Genomic DNA, 23392 nt, shown 5'->3' on the forward strand with positions numbered 1-23392 from the left:
AGCGATGAGTATTGAGTATCCCAGCAGTCTCAGTGATGATCAATGGCGATTGCTTCGTCGTCTGATTCCGCCAGCAAAACTTCGCGGCCGCAAACGAATCGATCGGCGTCAAATTGTCGATGCGATATTGTATTGGTGTCGAACGGGCTGCCAGTGGCGGTTGCTTCCGGACTGCTTTCCGAATTGGAACACGGTTTATGGAGTTTATCGAGCTTGGCGTATTGATGGGACATGGCAACGCATTCACGATCGTCTTCGCGAAAAGGTACGCCGCAAAGAAGGCAGGAAGCCAACGCCAACAGCAGCCATCATTGATTCGCAAAGCATTCGCAGTGCTGAAGGAGGAGAATTACGCGGGTATGACGCGGCGAAACGAATTACCGGACGAAAGCGTCACATCCTGGTGGATACGTTGGGGCTTGTGATGGTCGTTGTTGTCCACTCGGCCGATCTACAAGACTACGAAGGTGCACATCTTGTTCTTGAAAACATCAGACAGAAGTTTCGTCGGCTTCGAGTCATCTTCGCGGACTCGATTTACGGGCGGGCTGATTTGCCGGAGTTCCTGAAGCAATGGTATCGTGTCATCTTGCAAACCGTTAAGCGTCCGGTCGAAGCCGAAGGGTTCGTTGTCTTACCCAAGCGATGGATCGTTGAACGGACTTTCGCATGGCTTGGAAAATTCAGAAGGCTCTCAAAGGACTATGAAAGACTGACTCAAAACAGCGAAACTGTCATACGAATCGCAATGATTCAATTCATGCTAAACAGGCTGGAAAAATAATTTTAAAACACCCTCTTAGTTTCCCCGTTGGATGGCTGGTCTGCCTCATTGTTGATAAGAGAGACTGGAGCTGGAGAAACCTGTAACAAGTCGACAACCACGTTGAGGTTGCCCGGATGTTGGCAGCATTTAACGGAAAGTTTAACCGCTCGAATTCAAAAATTTGACTGCATGAAAGATCTATTTACATTCACTGGACAAATGACAACTGGTTTGGTGCTTCTCTCACCTTGGCTGCTGGATCCTAAATATCAAGAAGGAGAAACACCGCTCATTTTGGGAGCCGTTGCTTGGGCGGTCGGAGCTTTTAGTTGTTGGCTAATTGACCGGCGTTCGGCTGTGTTACGGTTGATTGAGGAGGCGTTTTAATGGCAGACGAAGCCGAAAAAATGTCATTTGCAGAGTGGGTTGGAAGGCTGGTGCTGTTCCCTCTATCGTGGGCAGACCGAGCAGCTACAGCAAAAAGGCGGAGAACACGAGAAGCTGCAGAAGCCGAAGAAGCGGAGCGGCGTGAACAGGCTGCTGCGTTGCAAAGGCAGCAGGATGCAGCGCAAGCGGCGGCTCAAGCTGACGAGAGACGGCGTGCGGAAAAAGAGCAAGAAGCCGCTTTGGAGGATGCTAAGATTCGCGCAGAAAGAACCCGTTTCAAATGCCAACTCTTATACGACCAACACGAATACAAGATTCGCGACAAATTCCCGCAAGAGAAATTGAAACATTACTTTGAAGAGTATCTTGATGATGAGCTTTCAATCGAAGTGATTGAGCGTCGTGGTCAAGAGCTAGAAGCAATGATTCATGGGTTTCTCGATGATGGCAAACCGAAAAAGCCGCGGTCACGCGTAGAATTGAAAGCGTTTTTCGACAAGCAACGCGCTGACGCTAAAGAGGCTGGCTTGTCGACGGAAGTTCTCGAGGCGACGCTTGTTGATATCAACGTTCGCGAGGATCAAGCAATGATGGATTTTTTGGGTGACGAATGAGAATCCGACTAGGCAAAAACTCAGATTCGTCCGAGCGAATCTCTATCGATGATGATTTGCTGCGAACTCACATGCACTTGGTTGGTGCAACTGGGGCAGGCAAGACGACAGCAATCCACGCAATTTTGCGTCAATTGATGTCGGGAGTTGGTGATGACAAATCTTGCATTTTCGTAATTGATCCCATGGGGAATTTGTCGAGGGATTTGCTCAAGATAATGGCTTATGAGCGATATGTAACGAACAGCGCCCGAGAACGCTTGCTTTATATTGAGCCCGCCCGCGAGGATGTTGTCACGCCGTTCAACCCTCTGCACTACACCACCGAAGCCAACCGGTACTACCAAACGATGCGTGCGGTTGACTTAGTGCTTCGAGCTTGGGAAGCCCAAGATGTCGCACAGCAACCTCGGCTGCTTCAATGGACGTACAAAGCATTCTGCGCGGCTGCTCAAGTTGGCTTTCCCATATCTATTTGCAGATTTCTACTCCACCCGGGATCGGACTACCACAAAGCGATCATCAATCGAATTCCAGGCGAAATTGGAAATCAATGGCAGCAAATACTGCATGCGAAGGGTGGCGAGGCTGTCCGGATTCTTGAGTCTACGAGAAACCGACTTGATCCTTTTTTTGAGAGTCCCAATTTAAGGATGATGTTTGGCGTCCAGCAAAATCGCTTTGACTGCGAACGCATGATTCGCGAGCGGAAAATTGTCATTGTCAATCTCGCCAAGCAAGGTAACGTGCCGGGATTTATCAGTGACACGGTTGGTGCTCTGATGCTGAACGAGATTTTTGAAACCGCAAGCCGCCTTGCAGTAACTGAGGGGCGTTCAGTTGTTGAGCCGACTTATATTTTTCTCGACGAATTCCAGCGGTATGTCAGCGGAGATATCGAAGATGCCTTGCCAACAGTTCGTCAAATGGGCTTGCGACTTATCTTGGCCCATCAGTCGTTTGCACAGCTCGAGAGAGAAGACGTTGATCTTGAGCAAATGATCTGGCAAGCCAGAACACGTTTGGCTTTCGCTAGTTACCAAAAGGACGCCGACATCATCGCAGATGAAATTGCCAAGATGACATTCAACGACATGGAAATCAAAGACAAACGAACTTCTAAACGCCAGCTCATCGACGGGTACAAAAAAGAGATCTTGCGAAGTTGGTCCGAGTCAACCAGCGATAGCGCGAGCGAAAGCAAGAGTTCCGGACAAGCGAACAATAGCAGTCAAAATTCGGTGTATCCCTTCGGAGAATCTTCTCCCGCGTCTACCAGTCGCGGAAGTGGCAGTAGTGAGAATCGTGGCAGTGGGGAATCAATGGGGCGAACGGCTGGGCGCACTTCTGGAGAAAGTGAACACCTGACTCCGAACCATGTTACGTTCGATGAAGTTTCAAATGTTACTTATCGATCGTTTGAAGAACATTCGCTCCGATGGGGCAAACGCTTGCGTTCTTTGAAAGCTGGAGAAGCCATGCTTCAAACGCCCGGCAGCGCCGATATTAAACCTGTGAAAATCGATCACCTTCGCGTTCCCGACACTCCCGAAGTGCGGGAGAAGGTCGAGCGGCTACTTGAAAAAAACTTTGCTAGCGACTTCTTCATGAAGATGGAAGATGCTCGCCGTGAGCATGAGCTCTGTTTGCAGCAGATCGTTGACGGCGCTTTGCCTAAACTAAGTGCTGGAAAGCCTCAAGCCAAGGAATCAGATCCTCATAGGCCGTTTACGTTGTAGCCTGGATCGGGCATGGCAATTTCTTCGTGCCGTGCTCGCGCATTCGCTAACGCGGTTGCTTCTAGCAGTGTCATCCCGCCGTGCTGAGAGTTTTCTTGAAGAATTGTCATCAGTTCATCACGGTGTTCGCAACGGATACCAAAAGTGAACAAGTAGTCCATGTTCAACTGGTGTTCGGCCATCATATTGTCGATGCGGTCGCGGCATTCGGCATTGATTCGCTCTCGCTCTTGCACTTCTTTTTCAATTTGCTGCATGGCCGCGAGCATTTCGTTCGCATCTTGTTGTCTGGCAAGCTTGCCAACTTTGCTGTGAGCAGCATATTGACTGAGGAAGTCGTTTGAGATGCCGGTGAATCGTTCTTTGCCTAACACGCTTTTATACTAGCGCACTACTGAAACTTGCGCAAGAAAACTTCTGTTGCATAATCCTGTTTTGATGGTGCCAGTAAACTGTCCGTTGGGTGACCGAGAGACCGACCAATGCGTGTCCAACCCCGGTCAATGGGCGCTATGACGGAAGTCCCACTCTGGCAGGCATTTAGGGTGCAAGGGGCGTGCTCCGCAACCCCTTGCCCAAAGGGATTCCAGCCAACCCCGCTCTCAAGTTCGCGGATGTCTGACGCTACGCTAATCCCTTTGGGCAAGGGCTGGCTCCCGCTGGCTTTCGTCGGTTCGTTTCCACTCCCGTCCTCGGCCAATCGTACGCACAGCCCCTGCACCCATTTCGCTTTCGGGCCTCGAGCCCTCACTCGAAAAACCTTCGCTACGCTCGGCAAATGCCTGCCCTCCAAAATTTACTTGACATTCCGATCGCTAGTTTTTCTAATCGTAAATGAGCGAAAGCTCTATTTGTTTTCTTCCCCCATATCCCCATGAGAAGATTGTTTTCTCGGTACTCGAAACTGGTCACATGGTCGACTAGAACGAGGACAAAAGGAAAGCCCAGTTCCCTGCCAGGAATTGGACTTGAATTGAGCCTACTGGGCTCTTTTTTGGCGATTGGAGCTGGACAGCTATTGCTGTTTCTCCGATGATGGAAGAATGCCACAAGGTTGATTGCTTTGTCAATCAATTTTGAGGAAACTGGGCGAACTCGTCTGCGGAACCAGTAATGGTGTACCTGACGTTTTCACTAGTTGAACAACAGTCCTGCTTGGACTGACTCCAGAGGAGCGACGTTCCGTCGCTCTCTCTCTTTAAGACAGATGCGGATGATCTGTCTGGAAAATGTTCGCCCAGAAAGCCCAACGATGATTCTTCAAGAACGAGATATAAAAGCACTTTCGCTGCTCTCTCAATATTTCATGCTTACGTCTCGTCAGCTTCGCGAGATGTGCTTCACGACTGATTCAACCGGACGCGTTACGCGCCGACGCCTGACTGGATTACGGCAAGCCGGTTATGTACGCAAACGCAATCTTCAAGTTGTGAATCCAAAGGACGGCTCGAACAGTCCAGTCTTTCATCTCACCCGTACCGGGCTTGAACTGCTGGCCGGACATTTCGATGACGATTCGATCCTCCGAAAGCCAGTAGAACCTTCGCAGCCACAGCACTTACAGCATTACACTGCCGTTTCCGAGACGCAGCGGTTGATGCACGCCGCCGTTGAAGCGACTTCGGAAAAGATTCGCATCGACAAATGGGTCAATGAAGATGAGGCGTTGAATCTTGATGAGGCCGACAAGCCGCGAAGATTCCTGCGCACCAAATTCGGCAACGTTGTTTGTATTCCTGATGCAGCATACGTTCTTGAATTCAAGGAACAAAAAGCCATCTTCTATCTTGAGCAAGACCGGGACACATTTTTTCATGACCGTGTCGCGGCTCGCAAGAGCCCCGGCTACCAACAACTCTGGGAGCAACAGGGACACCGACAGCACTTTCCCGAGACGAATGTGGGCCATTTCTATATTTTGTTCGTTGCTCCATCTGCAAAGCGTCGCGATCAGCTTTGCCGCGCATTCGCCAAAAAGAATGACGGTCACGAAGTTCAAAAAGCATTTCGGTTCGTCTCTTTCGATGAAGCCACGCCAGACAACGTTCTGTTTGAATCAATTTTCGCCTGTTGCCATCACACTGAAATGGTGCCGATGGTTAAACGTGGCGCTACACCGACCACCGAAGTGAAAACGACTTCCCTACTTCCGTCAGGGCAGAAGTAGCGCGTTTTCCAGTGGAACTATTTTTTACCCCAATTTTTTATGGCCAAAAAGGAAACTAACCAACCTGTAGAACGCTTTCAACTACGCGGCATCACAGCCAGTATTTTTGAAAACAAGTCCGATAGCGGCGCTGTTTTTCATAAGGTGAGCATCGCTCGCACTTACAAAGATGGCGATCAATTCAAATCGACCAGTGTTTTTAGTCGTGATGACTTACCCGTTGTCGAGGTTTTGACCAAGAAATCGTGGATTGCAATTTTGCAACGCGAAACGAAAAAAGACTCCGAGTAATCGGAAGAAACCATGGGGCCACCCTGATGGCTCCGTCGCTTCTTTGAAGCGGCACGTTGTGTGTTGACACGAGACGCCTCTGGCAGTCCTTGTCACGTCAAACGTGAATTCGTTGAACTTTGTTCAACATCTCCAACAAGGGCGCTCCGCCCTTGTATCTCTAAACAAAATCCGCCCGACTTGGTTGGAGCGGTTCTCAATACACCCAACACGTTTGTTGGCTCAGTTGCGGCTGAGTTCGATAGGCGTTGCGGGCCGTTCGCTTCGGCGATTTTTTAATTTCTTTCACCCCTAACCTATGGCAACACGTTCATTTATTGCTCGTTCACTTAAATCTTCATTCGAAGGAGTCTACTGTCACTACGACGGCTACCCTGAATACAACGGAGCAATTCTCCGGCACTATTACTCGGAAGCGTCTAAAGTCAAAAAGCTAATTTCTCTTGGCGACATCTCTACCCTTGGTAGATGTGTCGGCAGAAAGCACGACTTCAACAAACGAACCGAAGAACAAACAACCTACTACGGTCGTGATCGTGGTGAACTTCACTGTGGGAAACCGACTCCTTTCATTGAGTTGAATGACCTTGTCGTTCACGCAAGCGAAGCGGGTTGCGAGTTCATTTATCTGTTCGATTCGGGCAGGTGGTACTTTCTCGAGAGAACCATGCAGTTTTTTGGTTCGAATGACGGTACACCGTTCGGCGGATTTGAGCCACTGACACACGAAATGACCAAAGCCAAACCTTTTTGATCTTGATGACAGCCGCAACTGTCATTGATGATCGCCATGAGCGAACGCGTTTGAGTCTTTTGACCTTACGCCTTCATCATACAACCCGCAGTCTTTTCGACTGCCACTCCTGAACGCCTTTTCTCCGGGCGTTCATTTCTTTCCCGCCATCGCCATGTTGGCGATGGCTTCTATCTCAAGGAGAAAAATATGAAAGTTGTTTTGTCAAAGCGTCATGAACAAGCAAATTGTTGCTGGTGCGAAAAAGAGCGTGAATGCGTGACGGTCACATTTTCAGACGGATTCATCAAACAGGGATCACTTTGTTGGAAGTGCCTGCAAACGGCTTACAAGGTTCGCTCGCTTCACAGTGGGCAAGCCAGTTCTGAGCCCGAAAGCAGTCAGGCCTAGGCGATTGCTCGTCGGTGTTTTGCATCGACAAGTTATCTCAATTCAAAACCAACAAGGATCTAAAAATGAAATCAAATCAACCGGAGCGAGTCTTTCGACTTGGTTCAATTAGTGCCAGTGTATTCGTGAATTCGGTACCAGACAGCGATGTCCCGGAACGCGAGTTTCGTTGCGTCAGTTTGCAAAAGCGGTACTCGGTCGATGGTGAATCTCGATTCAGCTCGACCTTCAACTTGTCAGACATCCCTATTGCGATCGAGGTGCTGCGAATCGCGTTCAATCATGTAGCCAGCATGGAACTGGACGTGGCAGTGGCTCGAGACTGGCATGGCATCGCAGAACGCACTTTTCGAGCCACTGGCAGCCAATCTACTGCTGATGCTCAGGGAGGTGCGAAATGAGCCGGCGAAACGAAGGAGGTGTCATCCGAATCGATGAAGCATACAGCAAACGTTGCGTGCTCGATCGTCTCGGCGTGTCCCAGCGTTTTTGGGACAAGATGCTTGATGAAGGACTTCCCTACACCAACGTGGGTCACACGCGTTGGGTAACCGGCGAAGCGATCATGAACTACCTGAAAAAGTTTGCGCAAACCAAGCAGGTTCAGGCACAGTAGCTTCATGGCTCGTTCTCCAGAAATTGGCAACGTAAAGTTGTACCCAAATCGGCCTTTGCGTGATTCCGATCGCGGATTCGTCTTGCAGTTTTATTGTCCTATTCAGGGCAAGCGAGTTCGAAGAAGCACCGGAACGCGCGATCGCCGTGAGGCTAGAAGAATGCAGAAAGAATGCACGAATCGCTTAATCAGCGGCGAATACATTGCGTCTGGCGGTTTGATAACCGCAGAGCAGGATCTCACGAGACACGGTGTTGGTCGTGTTCTTGCAGGTGGAATGCACCAAGAGCAAGCGTCAGAATATTCGCGGTCATGGGACGAGTGCAAAGATCAGTATCTTGCTTACAAGAAGACCCGGGTGCGTGACTCGTCCTTTGCTGACACAACTTCACGCCTGAATATTGCCGAGAGAATCCTGACGGGAAGACGCGAAGACCAAGGTCTGGTCGGTACTGGTTCAATCAAAGAATGTTGTACCCTTGGCTCACTGGAGTATCTACAAGACCGATTGCTTGCCGGCGACGAATGTCGCTACGACTGGCGTTCACCGATGACGGTTAATTCCTCGATGGGCGTCATTATGGCGTTTGTTCGCTATTGCGCACGTCATGAATGGATCGACAAAGTCCCCTATCTCGAAAAGCTCGAAGTCGACAATCCAATGAAAGGCCGCCCAATTACCGAGGCTGAATTCGAGGCGATGCTCAAAGCGGTTCCCAAAGTTGTCGGCGAAAACGCAACCGGTTCTTGGCGTCGAGTACTACAGATCATCTGGACTACCGCATTTCGAGTTGGCGACGTTATGAATTTCTCATGGGATGACAAATCGCAAATCCACCCTCTGTGGCCCGACGACCGCCGCGAGCATCCCACGATCGCGATTCCGTCAAAACAAAAGAACCGAAAGAATCAAGAAGTGCCAATGCTGCCCGAGCTGGAAACACTCCTCGATACCACTCCTGAAGATGCGAGAACAGGTTGGATTGCCAATCCCCTCCCGATCGACTCGGAAAACTTCTTTGGGGATCGCCCAACGCCAAAGGAGTTGGCCAAACTCAAAAAACGACTTTCCAATGTTGCCATCGCCGAGCAGTTCGGCGTGAGTGAAACGGCAGTACGAAAATGGCTGGCAGATCCAAGTCGGTTGAAAGCAGAGAGCCAAATCAGCGAAGTACAGCGATTGACGAAAGAGCGTGTCGGCCGCGTTCTTGGCCTGATCGGTCAAAAGGCCGATGTCGTTGTTCAAGAAAAAGACGACGAGCTTCGCAAGCGTCTGAAATATGCTTCGGCCCATGATATCCGCCGCGGCTGTGCCCAGCGTCTCATCAACCAAGGCGTCTCTGCCGAAACTCTCAAACTCATTCTCCGGCATTCCGATTTCGCGACAACTGAAAAATTCTACGGGGCTGTAAAGAGCGTTCAATCAGCGTCGCTGGAAATTCGCAACCTCGATTCTAAAGCAGCGAATGAAGAAGCTTCACAATTTAATCCGTCTGAGCTTGAGAAGCTCCGCAAGCTTCTCTCACAGCTTTAGTTGCATCAGGTTGGCCGAACGAAACTCATCTTGGCCGCTCGACGAAGAGCACAACAAGGACTTACGGTCGCTTAGACGCTCGAATCTTTGCAATGGTGATCTAAACCAAGTTTTATATCCCGAAAATGTGTTTTTTGTTGACGGGCACGTTCAGGAGTTCCGGACTTAACCGATTGTGCGAGTTGTATTAGCCGCAATCTGCCCGTTTGAACTACCGCGAGAGCCCTCCCATGCATGCCCATTCGAAAGTCATCCTTGTTGTCTTGTCACTGTTCGTGGCGACACCAATGGCAGTACATGCACAAGGGCGAAATTTATTTTGGAACTATCCGCAAGCACCATTTGACGGTTTCCACCGAGGCTTGAATTGGCAGATCGAAGGCACCAATGATTCGCCTCTCGGGCTTGCTGACGCAGATCATCTCTTCTTTGACAAAGACCACGGCACGAGTGTAGCTTGGGATCGATATTCAGATCCTTGGCATTCTGACGTATTAAACAGTCGTTCTGCGAGTCTGCAAGTATCTAGGGGGCAAGTCCGAATGTACGGGACTCATGAGTACTCCATGACCTTAACGGGGCCCGACGCGATTCACGATGTAACCGGATCCGCGAACCTGCTGGGAGAAAACACCGTCCTGTCGATTGGTGACGAAAACAACCCTTTCAAAAGACAATTTACATTGAGCGTCGAAGATGATTTCGCGATCAATGAAAACGGTTCGCTAAGAATTTACGACAAAGGCGTCGTAAAAACCAATACACTTTCCATGGGCGACTCTTTCTACGCAAACCTGCATATTTTCGATGGTGGTGAAATGGAGGTTGTCGATACTGCATGGTTTGGAAAAACGAACACGCCTTCTCCCGCAGGCACTGGATACTATTCATATGTGACAGTGGAATCCGGTGGCCAATTCAGTAGCAAAGATCTTTTCATCGGCGATGGCAACGGTGCTCGGTTAAATATCAACGGCGGATTGGTTGACGTGGGGCAAACCGTTGTTGCGAATCAGGACAAAAGTTTGGCTGAGCTTCATGTCAATACCGATGGAATTTTACGAACCGCCGACCTGACCATCGGCAACTTTGGTGTTGCAAGTGCTACTGCTGGACAGAACTCTACCATCGATGCGAAACATACAGTTATCGGCGGAGAACTTGGGGGTCGAGGCACGTTGTTGACAAGCGGAACAGACATTGACTTCCAGACGTTGACCTTGGGAGACAAAGGGAACGGCTTCCTGTTGTTGGAAGAAGACAGTTTCCTGACGACAGGCGTCGCTCACCTAGGAGTTGAGTCAGGTTCGAGCGGAAAACTCAATCTATTCGACAGCGTTTGGAATTCGACGGAAACGACCATCGGTGAAATGACAGATAGCAACGGCACGGTTGATGTTTATCGCAGTCATTTTGAAACGGGCGATCTTCGCGTTGGAAAAAACGGATTTGGCCGACTACGAATTTTTGATGGATCAGTTATCACCAATAGTGACGTCTATGTTGGCGGTCGCGATCCGGGTGATCCTCCAGCCGGGGGTGTCGTAATTGGAGCGGCCTATGGTACTGGAATTATTGACGTTGATCTCATCGACACGACCAATGGAGAAGCTGCGTGGACGATGGATTCGCTGAACATTGGTGCTCGTAGCGACATCGACGCCAATTATGGGTTGGTCCGAGTAAAAGCTCGACTTGCGGAGACAGAGGATTTGACAGTAAACAACACGGGGACGCTCGAGATCAACGGCGGGCTGTTTGCAGCGAATGGAAAAACTCTGATCCGTGACGGCGGCAAAGTGCAACTCAACGCTGGCGTCTTCAGACTCAATGAAATCTCGCAGGAATCACTCGATCGAGTTGAGCATTATGGAGGGCGGATCGGTTTGCTCGGTGACTATGACTTGGTAGACACCATTCCTTCAATGATTCTTTCCCGCACGGACCTCCTTGAAAGTGGGCGCGGATTTGAAATTGACGGACAGGCCCACATTAATAGCTCGACTGTTGTAGATATCGATGGCGGAACATTCAGGGCTCGCAATCTGGAGAACCACGGTGTCATCAACAATTTTTATGGGAGTGTAAATGACTTTGCCACTCCTGAGCAAACAGGGTCTGCATTTCAAAACTATGGCACGATTAACAGCACGGGAGGTTCATTCGAGTGCTCAGTCATCAACAATAGTGGCGGCGTGATTCACACACATGAAACAACTGACCCGTTCAACGAAGTTTCCCGCTTCAAACATGTAGAGAACCATGGGGCACTCAATATCGATGGCTCTACCTCAATAGAGATGAACAACTTTGGCAGTGTGACCGTCGGCAGCGGCTCAATAAACCCAAGCAACCTTGTCGTTTCTTTAATGGGTGACAACCGAGGAGTCCTTGAAGCATTTTCAGGCGCCTACGTCGATCTTGCGCCGACACTCTCCATTGACCAGGGTGAGTTTAGAGTGGGGCGTTTCACAAACCACTCTGGCGGAACAATCCGTGCCAAAGAGTTTGCGGCTTTCGATGTGAACTCATCTCTTGTCGGCACGGCGATGGCATTCCATACAGGATCCAACTTGGAAATTGAACGAAACGCATACTTTGGCATCAGCGGGAACACGTTCTTCCAAGAGGGTACCATCGTCAGCGGAGACGGGATTCTGTTCATCGGAGATGCGGTCGAAATTGGAAGTAACCTCACAACAGAAGAAATCCGCATCAACGCTGGCGGAATAACTCTTGTTGGAGAGAAAGTGGATATCGACAACAGTGTGTCAGCTCAAGAATTTGGCACTCAGGTCGAGATCGGCACTGAAGGCCGATTAGTTGTGGATATTCGACGCAGCAACGGACGCGACAGCAATTTTGAATACGACCAGTTCATCTTTGACAAGGATGTGTTCCTCGATGGAACTCTCGAAATACGGTTTGACGAAGCGTTGCTAGTCGGACCGGAAGTTGGCTTTGATATTCTTGAGTATCGCGGGGGTGCATTTGGACAATTTGCTGAAATCGTGACGAATGCTCGATCATTCGGATTCGTAGCTTCTGATTTAGAATTGTCCTCGTCCGGACGCCTGACCTTCTCTACGGCTGCCGTGCCGGAGCCGTCAGCAATGATAGTCATGCTTGGAATCACTTTGTGCGTTGCCAGTTCAAGGCATCGACGCAAACATATTCAACGATAAACACCTAGACTGATTCCTGTTGCAAGCTGCCACTTTATCGCCAGTGAATTTTGAATACTAAACCTAACTACAACGTTCCCAAAATTTCGTAGTCGCAAGTTCGATAGTTAAGGTATTTGACGAGCACCTAACATAGCACATATGCTAGACAGTCGCAGATCGCGACAGCGTCTAATTATCCGTTTTCTCGCCAACGGTCCATCTTGAATCACTTACCCGGATCGATCACCAAAGCAATCACCGATATTGGTGAACAGGATCAGTCAGCAGCTGAGTTAATCTGGCGACGCTTCTTTGATCGGTTGTGTAATTATGTGAAGTCGAAAATTTACGATCGCCACCGGCGTCTTATTTCTCCTGATGAAATCGCATCCAACGCGTTTCTAGCTCTGTTTACTGGTCTGCACGAAAAAAGATTTAATAAAGTTCGCAACCGTGATGAGCTTTGGCAGATGCTTACCTTGATCGCTGCGCGTGATGCTATTAACGAACAGGAAAAAATCCACGCACAAAAGCGGGGAGGCGGGAAAATTTGCGACAGTTCTGCTTTCGGGCCGCAAGGCATTGGCAATGTGCAGGATTACGTGCAACGTGATCCGCCGCCGGAAGTCTTTGTTGAATTGGAAGAACTAAGCCAACGGTTGTTGCGCAATCTTCCCAGTGATGAAATTCGGAACGTTGCCATTTGGCGCATGGCAGGATATAGCAACGTCGAGATCGCGGAAAAGCTTGGAAAAACCGAGCGCACTGTCGAGCGAAAGCTAAATCTAATCCGGAAGATTTGGTCAAAGCTTGCAGACAGTTGACTTTTTCATTCTGCACTGCACATACGGATCTCATGAAGATGCTCGTTTGTGACGCCGAAATTTGGAATCAATTTTTCACAATTTCACGAAAGGCCTGTCGGGTTGCAAGTTTTTTGTCGGACCAATGAAGGGAACGTCTACCCTTGTCTTTCGCTAATGCAAGTTGATATATGAAGCCACCCTTTGATACTCGCCATCTTTTTTCGTCTCTTGCCCTATTTGGAATTATGGGCTTGAACAGTTGGACTTACGGCCAAACGCTAGACATTGGAGCCGACGAATTCGTCGATCTCATCGGGCAAGACATGAGATATGCCGAACCTTATCGTGACATAAGCATTCACGACGGAGGGCGGCTGAGAGTGGATGAGCTCGATTGGCTGAACGATCCTTTTGCATCACCACAGCCTGCATCAATCACCGTCACAGGCACGAATTCCTTACTGGAAACTCGCCTGTTTCAAAGCAATGATTCAAACGACAACAACACTCTATTCTTAAGGTTTGGCACGACCGGAGTTAAAGACGGCGGTAGAATCAGCGCTTGGCAGTCGTTTCTATACGGAACTGTGATCGATGTAGAAAACGGAATTTTTGATAGCGGCATTGCGCTTTCTTTGGCACCCGACTCCACTGGCAAGGCGACGTTACTGACGGCTTCCAACTCGGTGATCGCCGCAAGTAATGGCCGCCTGAGTAGTGATGTGGAGTTATCCAGCGGTTCGAGGATGTGGCTTGCAACTTCAAATATCGGGGGAGACTTTGGGCGAGGCGAAGTCACCTTAAGCGGAAATTCGACGCTAGGAATCGGAACCACCAAGGTGACCTTGGATTCTTGAACATCGGCACCTCGCTGAAAGAAAACTCCAATATATTTCAAGTGACGGATTCGACCAGTCGACTCTCGGCGAACGCAAGCTCAATTCATTCTCGATCGACACAGATTGGACACAGATTGGACTCAGATTGGACTCAGATTGGACTCAGATTGGACTCAGATTGGACTCAGATTGGACTCAGATTGGACTCACTGAACGGCAGTCTACGTTGGATGAATCGCTCTCGGCCTTTTGCCAACGGGAAGTGGTTTTATCCAATAATTCTTACTGGTCCAATTCGGATGGAATCGACATAGAAAACGGTAGAGTTACAGCAACCAACAGCACCATTGAAACAGAAATCTTAAACGTCAATGCCGACGAACGATTTAGCGCCTGCTTTGAAATGTCTGGTGGATCCTTGGTAGTTGCCGAAAATCCGAGTGGTAACTACTCTGGATCGTCCCCCGGCTCATTGTCGGTTCGAGGCGGGAAATTTCATGTCACGAACGATGCGATTGTTGATCTTCAGGCGACGTTTTCAGTTGGTGAAACGAACTTAAGTAACATCACGGCACCAATTCCTAACGAATTGTCGGATATTAAAATTTCAGGAGGCTCAAAGCTCAAAGCCAATAGTTTAAACGTCGAAGCAGGCGTGGGCGACAGCAGAATAACCGTCACAGGGGCTGACTCCGCAATCAACGTGACAGCAACTGTTTTCTTTGACACTGATTCTTTCGTGTTTCCAACAGCCGGCGAGATTGGTGTCGAGGTGCTGGATGGAGCATCCCTAACTGGTGAATCGATCTTCTTGGCTGGTGGAGCAACGTTTGTCCAAGTAGCCGAGAACGGCTACCTTGCCGCCGATCAGTTTGTTACGGTTGCCAGTGGGGCAAACCTGGAAATAGGAGTTGATGGGTCGTTGCGAGCGAGCGTTTTGGACTTGTCTTTGTCCCCAGGTGAAATTGAATTGTCAGGCAGGCTCGATATCGATGAAGTGAAAGGTAGTCTCGACCAACTGGGCGGGGTTCTTGAATTCGGCCAAAATCTGGGAGTTACGGTTTTCGAAAACGACTACGAGCTTGGCGATGCTGCTTCCATTGAGTTCGATATACATGGCCTCTTACGAGGCGAAGATTACGGCTCTGTATCAATTTTGGGTTTAGCAGAATTAGATGGCGTGCTTGATATCAACTTCGTTTCCGGATTTAATGCCAACTTGGGGGATACCTTTCAACTTTTCGAGGGGCAAATTATGGGGGATTACACGTTCGATTTTTCCGATGCGTTGTTAAACAAGGGGCTGGCGTTTGACACTTCTGAATTTGATAAGACTGGCTTCATTGCCGTAGTTTCCGCGATACCAGAGCCAAATTCAGCAGCTGCTATTTGTTTCTTGCTGCCCTTCCTCTGCGTCGGCAGACGTCGGATATAGTGGTTGTTATTGATTGTTGAAATAATGAGGGTCGGAGTTCTGAGGCGCTTTACAAAGTTCCGTTTTCCAGCCAGTTAAGTTAATCATTCTTTCGACGATTTCAGGTGGGACTGCGGGTTGCAGCAAAAGTAAAATCCTAAAGCTGTTTGTCAGACATTTGATGAGTCATACATCTGGGCAGAGATTTCTTGATGAGCCGTGATTTTCAAAAAGAACTTTTAGTTGATTCAGCTTGTGATGATTTCGAATCAAGGTTTCGGGACGGTGGAAAATTCCCGAATGTCAAAACATTTGTCGAAACGTTGCTCTCTAGCCCGTCAGCACCAAAGTTAGGAGAAGCAAGAGACTCTTTCAAAGAGGAACTCACTTTTGAGCTATTGTGTGTGATGCTGGCTTTGGACGAATCCACTGGAACTCAAATAGTCAATGAGCAATTCCCTAAGTTGGCTTCGCGATTGCAAAATGAGCTTGGACGGACTCGATCTGAAGGTAGCGTAAGTGGGCTGAGGCCAGCCGAATCGAAACTTGCAGATCGAAAATTGATTTTGCATGTTGGCCAGCGAATTAGAGAGTTCGAGCTTGTCGAGCATCTTGGCCAAGGCGGGATGGGAACGGTTTGGAAAGCGTTCCAATCCGATCCTGTTAAACGTGACGTTGCCATCAAGTTCGTTCGGGCTTGGGTTACCTCGCCATCCATGCTCGCCAGGTTCAAAAACGAACAGCAGTCTTTGGCGATCCTTAAGCATCCGAACATTGCACAAATTTTCGATGCTGGTGTGACTGAAGAAGGGCACCCCTTTTGCGTGATGGAACTGGCTGATGGCCCGAATCTGGTCGAACATGCGAGCGTCTTAGATTTTGATGTGGGGGAACGAGTGAAGTTGTTTCTTACCGTTTGTCGGGCGATTCAACATGCTCACCAAAACGGTATTATCCACCGCGACCTGAAGCCATCGAACATCTTGGTTGCTAACGATGGCAATAAATTTCGTGCAAAGGTGATTGACTTTGGGCTGGCAAAAGTTGTTCGGCCTGAAAGCGATTCCGACCTATTTCAATCTTCTCCGACGGTTGTCGGACAGGTTTTGGGGACACCAGACTACATGAGCCCGGAGCAAACGAGCCTCGGGAGTTCGTCGTCGATGTCGGAAGTTGATACCAGAGCTGACGTCTATTCACTGGGTGCGATTCTTTATGAGCTTCTGACGGGATCGAAAACTTTTGCAGAACATCGGCTTCATGAGATCACACTGGAAGAGGCTGTCGAGGTAATTAGGCATCAAGACCCGATGCCTTTCCGCAAGCGGAAGTCTGAAGGGACAACTCTTGCGTTGGTCTCGCGTGAACTTGAGTGGATCACAATGAAATGCCTTGAGAAGAATCGCGATAGACGATATGACACCGTGGCACAGCTGGCTGACGACTTGCAAAGATTTCTGGATGGCGAGCCCGTCGAGGCTGCTCCGCCTTCTCAGCTGTACAGGCTGTCGAAATTTCTTTCCAAGAACAAAGTGCTAACCACGTATTTGCTTGCGGTGACGCTTGGACTTGGATTGGTAACAGCAATGGCAGGATTGGTGCTATCCAAGAATCGTGAATTGGCCGGAGTAAATGCTCAGGTAGTTGAAGCACGCGACAAAACAGAGCTGGCAAAAACCAACGCGGAGAGCGTAACTCGCTATCTTTCATCCGTCTTTCAAGAGGCCAGTTCGACACGGTCAGGCAAAGAGCTCAAAGTTGTCGATGCACTATCCGAAGCAGTAACAAATCTTGATGAAGACTTCCCTGAAGACAACGAAACAAAGGCAAGCGTTCAGTATGCCATCGGCAAAACGTTTTTGGGGCTTGGGCAGGCCGAGCTTGCCTTTCCGCTGCTTGAACGTTCACGGGAGATTCGTCAACGGAAATTACGTCCAGAGGACCCGAAACATTTTGAAGTTACCTACGCGCTAGCCGAGGCAGCTTACTATCTCGAAAAGAAGCCCTTTATCATTGACATTCTTTCCCAAGAAATGATGCAGTTTGTTGAATCCGGTAAGGACAACTCGTTCGAGTTTTATAAAACTAAATGTCTTCTTTCCGTCGTGCGCTCGCTCGGCCGTGAATTCGAGTATGTGGATGTTGCTATCGATGCAGCGGAGCGAATGGCAGAGCTTCGAAGCTGGGAAGACGAAGACGTTTTGTCAGCCCAAGTGTATGTTTCCGATTGCATTCACAAAACTGATAACCGTGAAATGACCACAAAGTTTTTGAGGGCCGCGGTTGAGAGACTCGAAAAGGTCTACCCGAGTCGGCACGTTTCTATCCTCAAGGTCAAAGATAATTTGGGGCAACACTTGTCAACTGCAGTTGAAAAGCAAACGCGACTTGAAGCCATTGCGATTTTGGAAGAGTTGTTCAGGGACACGCGAGAGACGCTTGGTGACAAAGATCAATCCTTCATGGAAGCGGGCAACAGTGCTGGGTTTGCATGTTACCGCGGTGGAGCATTCGAGCAGGGCAGGCAAATTTACGAAGAGCTTTACGAAACCATGCTGAAGTCGGCTGAGACTGACAATCCAATGTGGGTGTATGCGGAGAACAACTACGGAGAAAGCCTGATCAAAACCTTTTATTTTCAAAAGGCGTTGCTGTTGCTAAAAGTAAATCGGGAACGCCGAAAAAATAGTTACCCGCCTGATGATGCGAGAGTTTACGTGGCCGCAAAGGATTTGGCATTAGCCGAACTGCGACTTGGCAAAATAGAAACAGCGACGGTTAGGATCGAAGAAGTGTTGAGGGCCATCAACGATCCTGAGTACCAAACGCATCTCTCTCCCAGCACAATGAATCGTTTCCGCCGACAAGTCGAGTGGGTTCTTGGGGAGTGCATGCGGGTAAGTGGTGATTTGGAATTGGCAGCAAAGATTCTTGAGGAAAATGTCAGTCATGACGCTGATACGCCTTCTGCAGTTCCTCCTCATCGGTGGCTTTCACTTGGTAAGACGCTAGTACATCTTGGCCGGACAGATGAAGGATTTGCGGCATTCGATACCGGAATCGCAGTAGCTCGAGAAACGCAAGTCAGCAACGAGTTCCGGTTGCATCTTCAACGCGAAAAAGCGGGAGCGTTTCTTTTCGTTGGCAATCAAGATGAGGCGGAATTGCTTCTCAAGGAAACCGTCAAGGAATACGAAGCGGCAATTGAATCACAACAGCTTCCTCCGGATTTCCTGCCCTATCTTCTCTGCCGCCTCCAGCAGAAGATGCTTGCGAAGAATTCTAAAGCCGAGGCCGATAAGACAACGACGTCCGAACTGGTTTCGACGCTAACTAAAGCCATGGGCAAGGACTCACCTTTACTTCTGGAGGTGCTTTCCGGCTTGAATTGAGATCAGTATTCTGTCAACCCAGCGAGTGAGCTAAGAGTTTGCGTTTTGCACATAGGCGTCTGCTAAGATGCATGTTTATTCGCTCCCGGCCAAAAGACGAACCGCGATTTCATCGACCCACTAATTCGCAAAATGTGTAACTGGTGGACGCATTGTCGAAGAGTCGTCAACGAAGAAATCCCGTAAAAACAAGGGTTTGCGAAACGATGTCAAAGCCAAATCGAACCCCTGAAAGACTTCGTGCCTTGTGCGTGACGCACACTAACGACGATCTCCCCTAGTTCCATGTTCAGATCAACGTTTGATACTTCCCAGGGCGACTCAATACCAAGGATCTGTTGATAAAGTTCGGTGTCTTGCATTCGGGTTCTCCTTCACAGAGAATTCTACAAGACCCACAAACTTCCGCGATGGACCCTTTTTTAACTCGATGGACACCGATGGCAAACACCTAACTACGAAGCAGTCGCTATAGGACTTGAAAACCACGCTGAAACCCGAGCGGATCCAATTTTTGATCCCAAAGCGACGCCAAATCCGACGCTACTTTATCCGCGATAAGACTTGAAAAGTTGTCTTATCATCTGGCATCTCCGTTCATTGTTTGCTGGCGGGACGGTCCATATCGAGGCGAAGTGCTGTCTCGCAATCAGCGAGTTAATTCTTCAAGCAATACGCGCTGTTGATAAATTTCTTGGGCATGTTTGTGCCCATTGTTGGCCGCTCTGCCAAACCATGCCATCGCTTTCGAATAGCTTGGCCGAACACCGCGTCCCTTATCATACATTATGGCAAGTTTGTACTGAGCCCAAGCATCGTCTTGATTGGCTGCCTTGCTTAGCCAAACAAACGCGTTTTCATAGTGACCGTCTGTAAAGGAAGAAGTTATTCGTCTGCCTTCGTAGTACATAGTCCCCAAATTATATTGAGCTGCTACGTAGCCTTGCTCCGCCGCTTTTCGATACCACTTGGCAGCCTCAGTGTCATTCACGCTCAAACCGTCACCTCCGACATCGTATCTGTAGCCAAGATTAAATTGTGCGCGGGCGTAGCCTTGTTCAGCTGCTTTTAGGTACCATTTCATCGCTTGCTTTTGATCTTTCTCTATCCCTTCACCCAATGCATAGGCTACGCCCAAATTGTTCTGAGCGTCAGCTTGTCCTTGTTCTGCAGCTTTCTGATACCACTTTACGGCTTCCAGCGAGCTTTTCTCAACACCCTTACCCTCTGCGTAGCAGAGTGCGAGTTCGGCCTGAGCTCGAGCATTTCCTTTCTCTGCGGCCTTGCGGTACAAACTCACCGCAGCCTGAATATCCTTCTCGACGCTGAATCCTACTTCGTAGCAATTCCCCAGCCTCGTTTGCGCATTTGGAAATCCCAATGAAGCATGTTCTTCAACAACATTCAGCGGCGCGGATTCGTACTCTTCGTAAGTCTTTAGCTCTTGAATGTCATTTGGTTTAACTATTTCCGTAGTAGCTGCTGATTCATTTTCATCATCCCGTACCGACTGCCTGCTTGGCGATTCAGCATCTGGTTTTGAAAGCAACCAATCGGAGTGGCTGACCAACGTAATCTCTTCGCCGCTGGATGGAGGTGAGGAATCGCCGTTCTTTTGAGTCGAATCGCAGCCGCTCAGGATGATCAATGCAAGCAAATACCATTTTGGCACAACTGCAATTGGGATGACTTTCCCGATTTGTTCATTGATCGAAAACATACAACTGAGACTCAATTTTTGAATTGAATTGACTGTCATGTGAGCACTTCCTCTATTCTGCATTTGTGAAGTTGGCTTTCTTAAACGATTGTCAAAAGCCTTCACTTGAGAGTTACCAACTCAGCACCGAGATTTCATTCGTTCTGCACGAATTCCAAATGCGGTAACTTTTATTTGTGCGGGATTGGAGACGTGCAGTATCGAATGTCAGCAGCGAACAAACTTCGAGGCCAAAAGAAAAGCTGCAGCAATGGAGCCGCAGCTTTTCAAAATATTGTTTTGGTTCGACACTAGATCCAATCGATCCATTCGAAATTCCACCACTCGTGATCTTCGATCAAGTTGTCCATGTGGTTGGCATAGATCACTGTAAATCGATCTGCGCCGCTGTCTCCACGCAGACGGTTCTTTCCTTCGCCCCCATCAAGCAAATCGTTGCCCTCGTGGCCACGCAAGTAGTCATCGCCCAAGCCGCCGAACATGGAATCGTCACCAGTTCCGCCTTCGAGGCGATCATTGCCCGCTTGTCCAAAGAGCTGATCTCGACCCGCATCACCTAGAATTCGATCGTTCCCGAGATCTCCGTAGAGAACATCGTCGCCTTCGTTGCCACGAAGGAAATCATCGCCGATGCCACCCGTCATCCAGTCATTACCTGCGTGCCCGTAGAGTTTGTCGTTACCGGCGTCACCGAAAAGGCTGTCGTGCCCTTCGTTTCCGTAAACTCGATCGTTACCGTCGCCACCCCGAAGGATGTCATTTCCTTGATTGCCATCTAAGCGATCGTCTCCGGAACCACCGTAAATTGGGTCGTTACCTTCTCCGCCAAGGAGTGTGTCGTTGCCAATCCCTCCAAAAATCCAATCGTTGCCAGATTTGCCAACAACGTAGTCATCTCCACCATTTCCAAAAAGAACGTCGTGCCCAGCACCGCCGTGAATGAAATCGTTTCCTAATCCACCCTCGATTCGATCAGCGCCGTTACCGCCACCAAGGTTGTTGGTTCCCGATACAACGAGGATTCGATCGTCACCATTATTGCCCCGAACGGTTGAATCCAAATTGACGCTTCGATTGATGAAGACATCATCAAACTGGCTTCCCAAAAATGTGACTTCAGATAGACTCGCAAATGTGGCTGAAATGGAGGCGCCAACACCCGATAATTCAAACCGAACATTCTCTCCTACGTCGGTTGCTCGAACATTCTGTCGTTGGTTGGCATGGATATAGATAGCCCCGTCGTTAACGGTGACAACCCGGTCGCCGACTTGGTTTAGCGGCATGGAAAAATTGTCAGCTGGCGCCGAGAGAACACCATCTACGATTGTGACTCGGCCATCAAGCTCAAGTGGGCGGACGGCATTGAGTGCACTGGCGACATTCAAACGGCCGTCGCTGATAGTGTAACCTTGCTGGACCGTGTCGGCAGTCTCCATCAACGCCTGTTTCGCCTCAAAAAGCCCGAGGTCTGGCTGTGCAGCAAACATGATGGCCGCCGCACCAGCCACTTGCGGTGCAGCCATACTAGTGCCATTAAAACTTTGATAACCACCACCTCGGACTGTGCTTACGATGCCTACGCCGGGGGCAGAAAGATCTACGGATTGAGTCCCATAGCTTGAAAAACCAGCAAGGCGGTCCGACTGATCCGTCGCCGCGACAGTAATGACGCTGTCGACATCAACATTTGCAGGACTATACGTGTAGCTGTCGTTGTTTTCACTTTCGTTGCCCGCCGAAACGACGCTCAGAATGCCTACTGCTTCAGATTGAGCAAACGCATTCTCCAAGGCTTCACTTGCAAACGCGCCGCCCCAACTATGATTGGCAACTCGAATGTTGATCCCATATGTAGCTCTCATCAGATTCGTGTAATTTATGCTTTTGAGAGCGTTGTCCAGCGATCCTCGTCCGTCAGCGCCAAGGAATTTGACGGCCATGATATTGGCTTGACTGACTCCGACGATTCCAACATTGTTGGAACGATCTGCAGCGATAATTCCCGCAACGTGAGTTCCGTGGTTGGCGTCATCATGTGGATCGCTATCTCCGTTTGCAAAATCAACTCCGAAGATATCATCGGTAAATCCATTGCCGTCATCGTCGATGCCATTCCCCGCGATCTCGCCCGGATTCCGCCACATGTTGTGTTGCAAGTCCGAGTGCTGATAGTCAACGCCCGTATCTATTACGGCGACAACAATTCCAGTGTCATCGAATCCGGCATCCCAAGCCTCTGGTGCGTTAATCTTGTCGAGAGCCCATTGTTGATTGGAGAGATCTGAATTGCTTGAGCCCTGATCCAAGCCAGCAATCGTCAGTATTTGCACTGGCTCATGTGCAGAGATCGCTGGGGAAGTGGCGAAGGCGCGTTGCGCTTGATCGAAGCCAAGGCTTGACCGAACATGTAGTTGTCCGATCCTTCCTGTCCCGCCAATAACGTCAACATGTGGCATTTCTGATTGGATTTCCTCAACCACTGTCGCAATTGAGTTGTCTTGAAGAGTGTTGTCGGCCAATTGAATTAGCCACTCCCCGGACTTCACTTCTGTTTGCTGACCGCCCCAATCCTGTTTCGAAACTGTATTTTCAGCAGTTCGTGCTGTTTGTTGTTGGGCTACAGGCTCCTCAAAGAACCAGTCCGCAGACAAATTGGCGGAAACAAGATCTCCCGCCATTAACTGCTTGGGTTCGAGCTTTTGAAAGCCAAATCCTGAACGTTTTCCTGTTTTTCTTCGCTTGGCCATAACTTGCAACCCTGTGTTTGGAGTCTATTGATTGGTGTTCAATAGT

General features: G+C 49.2%; 19 protein-coding genes. 15 read left to right on the forward strand and 4 right to left on the reverse strand.

Going from position 1 to position 23392, the window contains the following annotated elements; genetic code table 11:
• The first annotated feature begins 4 nt into the window (after positions 1-4).
• From MFFC18_RS04145 to MFFC18_RS04155, 3 genes are all read left to right on the forward strand, one after another.
• Positions 5-784 carry an IS5 family transposase gene (locus tag MFFC18_RS04145; RefSeq protein WP_068267841.1) on the forward strand — a complete coding sequence of 260 codons (780 nt, stop codon included), beginning with the start codon at positions 5-7 and terminating at the stop codon, positions 782-784.
• A gap of 368 nt (positions 785-1152) precedes the next feature.
• Entirely contained in the window at positions 1153-1767 is a 615-nt protein-coding gene (locus MFFC18_RS04150; RefSeq protein WP_075081951.1) for a hypothetical protein, read from the forward strand.
• On the forward strand, positions 1764-3506 hold the full coding sequence (locus MFFC18_RS04155) for a type IV secretory system conjugative DNA transfer family protein (RefSeq protein WP_075081950.1): 1743 nt from the start codon (positions 1764-1766) through the stop codon (positions 3504-3506). The genes MFFC18_RS04150 and MFFC18_RS04155 overlap by 4 nt, the downstream gene beginning before the upstream one ends.
• On the opposite strand, the gene MFFC18_RS04160 is transcribed toward MFFC18_RS04155, so the two are convergent.
• The gene (locus tag MFFC18_RS04160; RefSeq protein WP_075081949.1) at positions 3485-3880 is read right to left on the reverse strand and encodes a hypothetical protein; all 396 of its coding nucleotides are present in this window, start codon (positions 3878-3880) and stop codon (positions 3485-3487) included. The genes MFFC18_RS04155 and MFFC18_RS04160 overlap by 22 nt on opposite strands.
• 878 nt (positions 3881-4758) lie before the next feature.
• Between MFFC18_RS04160 and MFFC18_RS04165 the strand changes: the two genes are divergently transcribed.
• The 12 genes from MFFC18_RS04165 (at position 4759) to MFFC18_RS04220 (ending at position 18876) form a co-directional block, all read left to right on the forward strand.
• The gene (locus tag MFFC18_RS04165) at positions 4759-5673 is read left to right on the forward strand and encodes a replication-relaxation family protein (protein ID WP_157665005.1); all 915 of its coding nucleotides are present in this window, start codon (positions 4759-4761) and stop codon (positions 5671-5673) included.
• 39 nt (positions 5674-5712) lie between these two features.
• Complete coding sequence (locus MFFC18_RS04170) at positions 5713-5964, forward strand: hypothetical protein (RefSeq protein WP_075081946.1); 252 nt, start codon at positions 5713-5715, stop codon at positions 5962-5964.
• A 298-nt stretch (positions 5965-6262) separates the two neighbouring features.
• Positions 6263-6718, forward strand: coding sequence for a hypothetical protein (locus MFFC18_RS04175; protein ID WP_075081945.1), 456 nt, complete (start codon positions 6263-6265; stop codon positions 6716-6718).
• A 189-nt stretch (positions 6719-6907) separates the two neighbouring features.
• Positions 6908-7108: a hypothetical protein gene (locus tag MFFC18_RS04180; protein WP_075081944.1), complete on the forward strand. Its 201-nt coding sequence runs from the start codon at positions 6908-6910 to the stop codon at positions 7106-7108.
• A gap of 65 nt (positions 7109-7173) precedes the next feature.
• Positions 7174-7509 (forward strand): hypothetical protein, encoded by a 336-nt coding sequence (locus MFFC18_RS04185; RefSeq protein ID WP_148618626.1) that lies wholly within the window; start codon positions 7174-7176, stop codon positions 7507-7509.
• Positions 7506-7724 (forward strand): topoisomerase II, encoded by a 219-nt coding sequence (locus tag MFFC18_RS04190; protein WP_075081942.1) that lies wholly within the window; start codon positions 7506-7508, stop codon positions 7722-7724. Before MFFC18_RS04185 ends, MFFC18_RS04190 begins: the two co-directional genes overlap by 4 nt.
• 922 nt (positions 7725-8646) lie before the next feature.
• Complete coding sequence (locus tag MFFC18_RS04195) at positions 8647-9258, forward strand: tyrosine-type recombinase/integrase (RefSeq protein WP_390176052.1); 612 nt, start codon at positions 8647-8649, stop codon at positions 9256-9258.
• Positions 9259-10628: 1370 nt separating this feature from the next.
• Complete coding sequence (locus tag MFFC18_RS25210; RefSeq protein WP_148618627.1) at positions 10629-12443, forward strand: hypothetical protein; 1815 nt, start codon at positions 10629-10631, stop codon at positions 12441-12443.
• A gap of 203 nt (positions 12444-12646) precedes the next feature.
• Complete coding sequence (locus MFFC18_RS04205; protein ID WP_075081939.1) at positions 12647-13249, forward strand: ECF-type sigma factor; 603 nt, start codon at positions 12647-12649, stop codon at positions 13247-13249.
• A gap of 170 nt (positions 13250-13419) precedes the next feature.
• Positions 13420-14088 carry a hypothetical protein gene (locus MFFC18_RS04210; protein ID WP_148618628.1) on the forward strand — a complete coding sequence of 223 codons (669 nt, stop codon included), beginning with the start codon at positions 13420-13422 and terminating at the stop codon, positions 14086-14088.
• A gap of 208 nt (positions 14089-14296) precedes the next feature.
• Positions 14297-15505: a translocation/assembly module TamB domain-containing protein gene (locus MFFC18_RS04215; protein ID WP_148618629.1), complete on the forward strand. Its 1209-nt coding sequence runs from the start codon at positions 14297-14299 to the stop codon at positions 15503-15505.
• Between the two features lie 386 nt (positions 15506-15891).
• Positions 15892-18876 carry a serine/threonine-protein kinase gene (locus MFFC18_RS04220; RefSeq protein WP_261340507.1) on the forward strand — a complete coding sequence of 995 codons (2985 nt, stop codon included), beginning with the start codon at positions 15892-15894 and terminating at the stop codon, positions 18874-18876.
• A gap of 209 nt (positions 18877-19085) precedes the next feature.
• Here the strand turns inward: MFFC18_RS04220 and MFFC18_RS24775 are convergent, their stop codons facing one another.
• From MFFC18_RS24775 to MFFC18_RS04230, 3 genes are all read right to left on the reverse strand, one after another.
• Positions 19086-19238, reverse strand: coding sequence for a hypothetical protein (locus tag MFFC18_RS24775; RefSeq protein WP_157665001.1), 153 nt, complete (start codon positions 19236-19238; stop codon positions 19086-19088).
• A gap of 287 nt (positions 19239-19525) precedes the next feature.
• Positions 19526-20635 carry a tetratricopeptide repeat protein gene (locus tag MFFC18_RS04225; protein ID WP_162273885.1) on the reverse strand — a complete coding sequence of 370 codons (1110 nt, stop codon included), beginning with the start codon at positions 20633-20635 and terminating at the stop codon, positions 19526-19528.
• A 251-nt stretch (positions 20636-20886) separates the two neighbouring features.
• Positions 20887-23346, reverse strand: coding sequence for a S8 family serine peptidase (locus MFFC18_RS04230; protein WP_075081935.1), 2460 nt, complete (start codon positions 23344-23346; stop codon positions 20887-20889).
• Between the last annotated feature and the right edge of the window lie 46 nt (positions 23347-23392).

The sequence above is a fragment of the Mariniblastus fucicola genome (assembly GCF_008087665.1).
GTDB classification, from domain to species: Bacteria; Planctomycetota; Planctomycetia; order Pirellulales; family Pirellulaceae; genus Mariniblastus; species Mariniblastus fucicola.